The sequence below is a fragment of the Streptomyces sp. NPDC002619 genome (assembly GCF_042889305.1).
Classification (GTDB): Bacteria; Actinomycetota; Actinomycetes; order Streptomycetales; family Streptomycetaceae; genus Streptomyces.
Window position 1 is genome coordinate 1 of sequence record NZ_JBIAQV010000107.1, and the last position, 7,971, is coordinate 7,971.

Sequence of the window (7,971 nt, forward strand, 5' to 3'; positions counted from 1 at the left end):
CACTCCCAGCCAGAGTGCGAGCCGGGATGCCCGCCCTGTCCTTTTGCCAACGGAGTCGTTCACGCCCGGGGTTCCTCACAAGGAACAAGCTGAAGAACTCCCATCATCGCAGGTCACAAGGCACTTCTTCGTTTCCAAAGACGTCATCCACAAGACATCGGCCGGTGGATCGAGGCTTAGCGACGGCTTCGCTGCGATCTTGGTTCCGGCTGGTGCGGCCATCTGCGGCGCGCTCCCGACAGGCAGCCGCACCGCGTGCGACCGATTTGGCGAAGCCCCACCTCAGCCTGTCCCTCTAGAGGAGCTACACCCAGCGGAGATAGGGTGGCGCATCGCGTCCCCGCCCCTGACGTGCATCCAAGAGACGCGTCAGGGGCGAGGCGGCCGACGCTCTGTTCCTCACCTGCGCTTACGGGCCGTCACCAAGAGGTACTCCCAATCCATACTGGCGGAGTCCGCCACGTCGATGTGGCGCTGGGCGAGGTCGTCGAGGGCGTTGTCCAGCGCGGCGACCCGGCCGGGGTCGTCCGCGACGTTGCGGTAGGTGGCGATGGTCGGGCCGTAGTTGGTCTTGAAGTAGTCCCGGAAGGCCGCGGGCTTCTTGAAGCGCTCGATCCGTACGGTGCGCCGGTGCGCTTCGACGTCGCTCACCCGGTCGCCGAGGAGGCTGCGGACGTGGTCCGCACGGCCCCACAGCGGCGGGGGTTGCGCCCCGGGCGGGCTCTTGGGGGCGTACGGCTTCATCGTGGCGAAAAGCTCGCCGATGAATCCTTCCGGGGTCCAGTTGAGCAGCCCGATGGTGCCGCCAGGGCGGCAGACCCGGACCAACTCGTCCGCGCCAGCCTGATGGTGCGGGGCGAACATGATCCCCACGCAGGACATGACGGTGTCGAACTCTCCGTCCGCGAATGGCAGTTCCTCCGCGTCGGCCGTACGCCACTCCAACTCGGCGCCGCGGCCGGCCGCGAGCTTGCGCCCGGCCTCGAGCAGTTCGGGCGTCAGGTCGCAGGCCACGACGTGCGCCCCGGCCAAGGCGGCGGGGATCGCGGCATTGCCCGATCCGGCCGCAACATCCAGCACGCGTTCGCCGCCCCTGACCCCACATGCCTGGACCAGTTCCGGGCCGAGGTCCTGGATCAGCTGGGTGGCCACGGCAGAGTAGTCACCGAGCGCCCACATCTTCCGGTGTTTCGTCTTGAGTGCGCGGTCAGCTTCGACGGCGTCGATCGCTTCGGTCATGGCTGCCCTCCGGTGTCTATTGCCGTAGCACCAAAGATAGGAACGTGCGGGGCTCCCGTCCTAGTACGGGATCTGTACCAGCGGCCGCCGGCCACGAGCCGTAGGATCGTCCCGCGCTGTAGCCGCGCCGCCGCCGGGCACCTACCGTGCACCCATGGGGTCCTCGTACTACCAGTTCTGCCCCGTCACCAAGGCGATGGAACTGCTCGACGAACGCTGGACGCTGCTCATCGTGCGCGAACTGATGGAGGGGACCGAGCACTTCAACGAACTGCGGCGCGGGGTGCCGCGGATGTCCCCCACGATCCTTTCCAAGCGGCTGCAGCACCTCATGCGCGCCGGAATCGTGGAGCGACGCCCAAAGGACCATCAAGTGCGCTACGTCCTGACCCCGGCGGGCCAGGAACTGCGGCCGGTGGTCGAGGCGTTGAGCATCTGGGGCATTTGCTGGATCGGAGCGCTCGGCGACGAGGATCTCGACCCGAAACTGCTGCTGTGGGACATGCATCGCCGTATCGACCATGACGCCGTCCCGGAAGGGCGCACGGTGGTCCGGTTCATGTTCTCGGACGTGGCCACACGCAACCGCGAATGGTGGCTCGTGATCACAGCCGCCGAAGCCGACGTCTGCGACCTGGACCCGGGCTTCGAGGTGGCCGTCACCGTCTCCGCGAGCCTGCGTCACATGGTCGAGATCTGGCGCGGCGACCTGGGCTGGTCCGACGCTCTGAGCTCCGGTGCCCTCGCGGTCCAGGGCCCGGAGACTCTACGGCAAGCAGTCCCGGGCTGGTTCACACTACCGCCGTTCGCCGCAGTCCCCCGGCCCGCTTAGAGGGCGTGGCCAAGACCGTCGTCGCCTTCGCCGCCCTGGACTGCATCCCCTGCCCGGTCAAGGAGCAGTGCACCAGCTCACGAAAGGGCCGCCGGCTCAGCCTCTACCCCCGTGAGCTCACCGCGAGGCATCCGCACCGCCCGCGCCCAGCAACAGGACGGAACCTGGCAGCGCGACTATGCGCTCCGCGCCGGAGTCGAGGGCGCCATCCGCCAGGCCACCCACACCACCGGCCTGCGCCGAGCCCGCTACCGCGGCCTCGTGAAGACCCACCTCGACCACACCACCAGCGCCACCGCCCTCAACCTCTCAACGCCTGGTGGAACGGCCACCCCCTCGACCGCACCAACCACAGCCACCTCGCCAAACTCCAACTCCGCCTCGCCGCATGACGGTTGGGATTAACCACCAAGATCCTGCGCTTGCCGAATACCTCATCCATGCTGGTCAGGCAGCATGTTGGTACTCATGGAGGGTGCCGCCAAGTCGCGCTCGCCGTCGTATGTCCAGATGGGCGATCCGGTCCGGGTTCTCGATCGGATCGGGCAGCGGGTGGAGGGGGGCGACATGTCACAACGGCGACGAGCGTTGTCGGCGCGTCGACGAGGCATGGCAGTATCACGTTGCCCGGCGACCTCACCCACAGAGCCCGAACCCCGCAACCTCCCTCCCCATGAGGGCGACCTGACGCGAGTCGCGGTGGTCGACTCGGCGGCCCCGCCCGACCAGCCCTCCCCCGGCTCCACGCGCGACTGTCTTTGAACCCGGCACACCAGCCCCCACCAGCACTGATGCGATCTTCGACAACGGCAGGGCTGAACACCGGATTTCGGCACCCTTGACACCGCCCGAATACGGGGGGAGCATCCTCGCGTTCATTGACAACGTTGTCGGCAGTAGTTCAGAACGGAGAGCGGACGCAGCGTGCTCCTGACGCGTCCTGACTTTCCATCAGACACGAAGGGCAGAAGCGGTGTCAGGCTCATTGGTTCGTCAGACTCATGTGGAGGGCCGGGCTCGTCATAGACGACGAGCTCTCGGATCCGTCGCGGCGGCCACCATGGCGGCCCTGGCGATGGCCTTGACCGTCACGCCCGCCTCGGCGACGCCGGGCCCGGGCGAGGTCAAGGATCCCGTCTCCTACGTCAACCCCCTGATCGGCTCGTCCAACGCGGGCAACACCTATCCCGGTGCCGTTCAGCCGTTCGGCATGCTCGCCTGGAGCCCGCAGAACTCCCGCGGCAATCAGACCTCGACACCCGCTCCGGGCGGTTACCAGTACAACGCGACGAAGATCCGGGGCTTCAGCCTCACGCATCTCAACGGCGTCGGATGCTCCGGAGCCAACGGCGACATTCCGATCATGCCGTACGTGGGCGATGTCGACTCCTCGCCCACGGCCGACACCACCGACTCCAAGTACGCCAGCACCTTCTCCCATGCCAATGAGACCGCATCGGCCGGCTACTACAAGGTGGGCCTGGACAGCGGTGCTTCCGCCGAACTGACGGCCACCGCCCGAACCGGCTCGGGTCGGTTCGGCTTCCCGTCCGACAAGCCCGCCAGCATGCTGTTCCGTACGTCCAACTCCGAGAGCGGCAGCACCGCCGCCGATGTGCGGGTGAACGCCGCCGACAGGACCGTCACCGGTTCGGTCAGCGCGGGCAACTTCTGCGGCCCGCAGAGCGCGAACAACCGCAAGGACCTCTACACGCTGTACTTCACGGCGCACTTCGACAAGCCGTTCGCCAAGGTCGGCACCTGGACGGACGGAACCGTGCAGGCGGGCTCCACCTCCGCCCAGGGTGGCACGGGCTTCAACTCGTCCGGCAACCCGGTGGCCGGCAAGGGCTCGGGCGCGTACATCACGTTCCCGAGCGGCACCACCGAGGTCCTGGCGAAGGTGGCCATCTCCTACGTCAGTCCGCAGAACGCGGAGGCCAACCTCCGCGCGGAGAACCCGTCCGCCAAGTCCTTCAGCTCCGTCAAGTCCCAGGCCGCCTCGGCCTGGAAGCAGGCGCTGAGCAAGATCGAGGTTGGCGGCGGCAGCGACGCCCAGCGCTCCACCTTCTACACCGCGCTCTATCACTCGATGCTGGAGCCGACCCTGACCAGCGACGTCGACGGCCGCTATCTGGGCGCCGACCGCAAGCCTCACAAGCTGGCCAAGGGGCAGAAGGCGCAGTACGGCACGTTCTCCGGCTGGGACCAGTACCGCGCCCAGGTGCAGTTGATGACTTTGCTGAACCCGAAGGCCGGCAGTGACTACGCGCAGTCCCTGTTCAACTACGCGAATCAGCGTGGCGGCGAGTGGGACCGCTGGCTGCTGGAGAACGGCAAGACGAGCGTAATGTCCGGCGACCCGTCGGACGCGGCACTCGCCGCGATTTACGCCTTCGGCGGTCATGACTTCGACGTCAAGGGCGCCTTGAAGTCACTGGTGACCGCCGCGACCGTGCCGACGGCGAACGACTCCGACAGCGCGGGCTGCAACGTCGAGTGTGTGGGTCAACGCCCGGCCCTGGACAAGTATCTGTCCCTCGGCTACGTACCCTCCGACGGCTGCCACTGCTGGGGCGGCGCCGCCGAGACGCTCGAGGACGCGGCGGCCGACTTCGCCATCTCCACACTCGCAGGGCGGACCGGCGACCACGCCAACGAGAAGAAGTTCCTGGCCCGCTCCGGCAACTGGACCAACGTCTTCGACCCCAACGCCACCCCGCAGGGCGGCTATATCCGCGACCGCAAGTCCGACGGCACCTGGGCGGGTACGTTCACCCCGGGCACCGGCAATGGATTCGTCGAGGGAACCAGCGCTCGGTACACCTGGATGGTGTACTCCGATGTGGCCGGACTCGCCAGTGCCATGGGCGGCAACGACGCGGCGGTGACCCGGCTCGACTCCTTCTTCCGCACGCCCGACGGCGCCTTCGACTTCTCGGCCAAGGACGGCACGCGCTACGACCCGACCAACGAGCCCGACATCAATGCGCCGTACCTGTACAACTACCTCGGAACGCCGTACAAGACGCAGGAGACGGTCCGCGCGGAGATGGACCAGCTGTGGTCCGACACCCCTGGCGGCATCCCCGGCAATGACGACGCCGGGACGATGTCGTCCTGGTACGTCTTCTCGGCGCTGGGCATGTACCCACAGGTGCCCGGCCGCGCCGACATGGTGCTCTCCGCGCCGCTGTTCCCGCACGCCGTGATCCACACCGGGAACCACAAGACCATCACGGTCAACGCGCCGGCGGCGTCGGCGGACAACATCTATGTCCAGAGCCTGAAGACCGACGGCAAGAAGTCCGACAAGCCGTGGGTCCCCGACTCGTTCGTCACGCACGGCGGCACCTTGGACTACACGCTCGGCTCCAAGCCCAACACCTCGTGGGGCAGTGCCAAGGCCGATGCCCCGCCGTCATTCCCGGGCGGCGGAGTGAAGTTCTTCACCGGTGTCACCCCGGCGAAGCTCAAGGCCGAGCCCGGTGGTGAGGCCGTCGCGACGACCGTCAAGGTGCAGGCGCTCCAGGACCAGGAGACCAAGGTCCACTGGACGGCCACCCCGCCTGCCGGCATCACGGTGACACCGTCCCAGGGTGACTTCACGGTGCCGAGCGGTGGTTCCGGCAGCGCGAAGATCTCCGTCTCCGCGGCCGCCGGGACCGAGCAGGGCTTCTACACCATCCCGGTGACGCTGACGTCGTCGTCCGGTACGGCGCTGCCGAAGACGTCCGCCTCGGTGACCGTCGCCACGAAGAACAGCATGCTGTGGAACGTCAACAGCAACGGTATCTCGGCGGACGACGCGAACCCGCAGGCCAACTTCGACGGCGAGGGCTGGAGTTACTCCGCCGCCGCGCTCGCCGCCGCCGGTGTGAAGCCGGGAAGCACGGTCTCCTCCAACGGGTTCGACTTCACCTGGCCCGAGGCGGCCGCTGGTGAACCCGACAACATCGAGGTCGTCGGGGGCGGTCAGGTGCTCGCCGTACCGTCGGCCGCCGGCGCCACGAAGCTGAGTCTGCTGGGCAGTGCGGCGGAAGGCGCGGCGAGCGGTACGGCGACGCTCACGTACACCGACGGCACCACCCAGCAGGCCGAAATCGGCTTCAGCGACTGGACGCTCGGCGGCGGCTCGCAGACGCCGTCGTTCGGCAACACGGTCGCCATCCACACCACGTACCGTGACGTGCAGGGTGGCGGCAAGGACCCGGTGGGTACGGAGGTCTTCACCACCGCGCCCATCGCGCTGCAGGCGGGCAAGCAGCTCGCGAGTGTGACACTGCCTGCCACGACGAATGGCGGCATCATCCACATCTTCGCGGCGGCGACCGCCTGACGACGGATCCGGCCGGTTCCGGCCATGACAAGGCCTGTTCAGCCCTGTGAAGGGCTGAACAGGCCTTCGTCGTCCAGCCCCACCACCACGGAACACCTGAATCCGAGGAGGAAACGCGTCAGGGGCCATCCGGTGTGCCGCTGACATGGGGGCGACTCCACCGCCGGCTGGCACCCCTGCGACCTCCGCTGACCGGATCAACGGCACCACACAGCACCACCCCGTGCACCAATCAGTCCGCACGACTCAGCCTGCAAGGGCGCTCAGATCGCCGGTTGGCAGCAGGCGAACAGGACGTCGGCCCGCCTTCGTGCGAAGCAGAGCAGCGCTTGGGTGTGGTGCTTCCTTCCCTGGGCAATCTTCTTGCCCTAGTAGGCCCGCGAGGCCGGGTCGGCCAGGGCTGCGAATGCGGAGGGGCCGGCGGCTGTGCCGCTGCCGCGCGTGCGCGGCTCATTCTGCATGTGCGCCGACGCCACCTCCCAGGCCTACAGGACCTCAAGCAGCTACGTGGTCGGTCAGCCAGCTGAGTAGTGGTCTGAGTTCTTCGTATGCGGCCAGCACACGATCGATGGCCTCCGATGTCTGCAACCATTCGTCACAGCCGAGGTGCCGCACGGCAAGTAGCGATCGATGGCGCAACAAAGCTACTCGAGGATGGTCGGCAGGGTACTCCCGGGGCGCACGCTTCAGAATGTCCCCGGTGATCTCGAAACCCTTGCCGCGGAGTTCCGCCAACACATCGCCCAATACGGAACCGCTTGCCTCAGCGGCGACCGCCGCCCTGAACCTACTGATCTGATCGGAGCCGGCGTACCACCACGCACCTTGGATTTGCAGGCCGTCCAGATTGAAGCGCAGCCCGATCTCGATGTTCCGGGCGATGCGTGCCACAGCGGACTGGTTCTGCCACCACCACGGCGTCTTCCCGTACCGCCACACAGAATGGTCCTCAAACGCGGGATCCGCCCACGCCAAGTCGTGGAGCAGCGAGACCATCGGTTGTCGCACGAGACGTTCGCGTTCCTTGCGAATCTCGCGCATCACCTCTTGCGACGGCTCACCTTCGAGACGCAACAAAATATCGAACGCCGATTCGTCCCAACCGGTGAACTGCCTCGACATGTACGTCAACTCCAGCCATCGTTACACCGCAACCCCGTCATGACCGCGCATCACGGACTTGGCCCACTTGCGGCCGGTGTCCTCACGCTGCCTCGCGATCTTCTTGTGCAGCTTCGCTGCCTGCGCCTGCGCCGTCCGGTAGCCCGCGGATGCGGGCACTCCCTTCGGACGCCGACGCCGGGCCATCATCCGCTGGTACTTCGCGAGCCGCTGCGCGGCCCGCTTGCCGTGCTCGCCATGCGGGAGGTCGTAGGCATCGTCCGTGGTGGTGGCCCTCTCCTTCACACCCCAGTCCACCCCGAGCACGCGCCCCGTGGGGGCGAGCGGTTCGCTCTGCGCGGGAACGAGGAAGGACGCGTACCAATGTCCGAGCGTGTCCTGGTACACGCGCACGCTCGACGGGCCGACCGGAAGGTCCCGCGACCACACCACGCTCACC

The 7,971-nt window shown here is 67.3% G+C and carries 5 protein-coding genes and 1 pseudogene; 3 read left to right on the plus strand and 3 right to left on the minus strand.

The features are described from left to right. Positions 1–399: 399 nt before the first annotated feature. On the minus strand, positions 400–1,239 hold the full coding sequence (locus tag ACFYXB_RS45080) for a class I SAM-dependent methyltransferase (RefSeq protein ID WP_389591266.1): 840 nt from the start codon (positions 1,237–1,239) through the stop codon (positions 400–402). A 154-nt stretch (positions 1,240–1,393) separates the two neighbouring features. Here ACFYXB_RS45080 and ACFYXB_RS45085 point away from each other — a divergent pair, with 154 nt between their 5' ends. The 3 genes from ACFYXB_RS45085 to ACFYXB_RS45095 all read left to right on the plus strand — a co-directional run bounded on the left by ACFYXB_RS45085 (position 1,394) and on the right by ACFYXB_RS45095 (position 6,410). Further along, a complete protein-coding gene (locus ACFYXB_RS45085) occupies positions 1,394–2,071 on the plus strand; it encodes a winged helix-turn-helix transcriptional regulator (RefSeq protein ID WP_389591268.1) in 678 nt (225 codons plus the stop codon). 111 nt (positions 2,072–2,182) lie between these two features. Beyond that, the gene (locus ACFYXB_RS45090; RefSeq protein WP_389591269.1) at positions 2,183–2,476 is read left to right on the plus strand and encodes a transposase; all 294 of its coding nucleotides are present in this window, start codon (positions 2,183–2,185) and stop codon (positions 2,474–2,476) included. A gap of 670 nt (positions 2,477–3,146) precedes the next feature. Then, the gene (locus ACFYXB_RS45095) at positions 3,147–6,410 is read left to right on the plus strand and encodes a GH92 family glycosyl hydrolase (RefSeq protein WP_389591271.1); all 3,264 of its coding nucleotides are present in this window, start codon (positions 3,147–3,149) and stop codon (positions 6,408–6,410) included. Positions 6,411–6,905: 495 nt separating this feature from the next. On the opposite strand, the gene ACFYXB_RS45100 is transcribed toward ACFYXB_RS45095, so the two are convergent. Together ACFYXB_RS45100 and ACFYXB_RS45105 are read right to left on the minus strand one after the other, a co-directional pair. Beyond that, complete coding sequence (locus ACFYXB_RS45100) at positions 6,906–7,532, minus strand: DUF2461 family protein (protein WP_389591272.1); 627 nt, start codon at positions 7,530–7,532, stop codon at positions 6,906–6,908. Between the two features lie 24 nt (positions 7,533–7,556). Further along, a pseudogene (locus ACFYXB_RS45105) lies at positions 7,557–7,971 on the minus strand (transposase); the annotation flags it as partial.

Bases quoted from the DNA above. Each gene is read 5' to 3' on its own strand.
- ACFYXB_RS45080 (WP_389591266.1), bottom strand. From the start codon at position 1,239: ATGACCGAAGCGATCGACGCCGTCGAAGCTGACCGCGCACTCAAGACG.
- ACFYXB_RS45085 (WP_389591268.1), top strand. From the start codon at position 1,394: ATGGGGTCCTCGTACTACCAGTTCTGCCCCGTCACCAAGGCGATGGAA.
- ACFYXB_RS45095 (WP_389591271.1), top strand. From the start codon at position 3,147: ATGGCCTTGACCGTCACGCCCGCCTCGGCGACGCCGGGCCCGGGCGAG.
- ACFYXB_RS45100 (WP_389591272.1), bottom strand. From the start codon at position 7,532: ATGTCGAGGCAGTTCACCGGTTGGGACGAATCGGCGTTCGATATTTTG.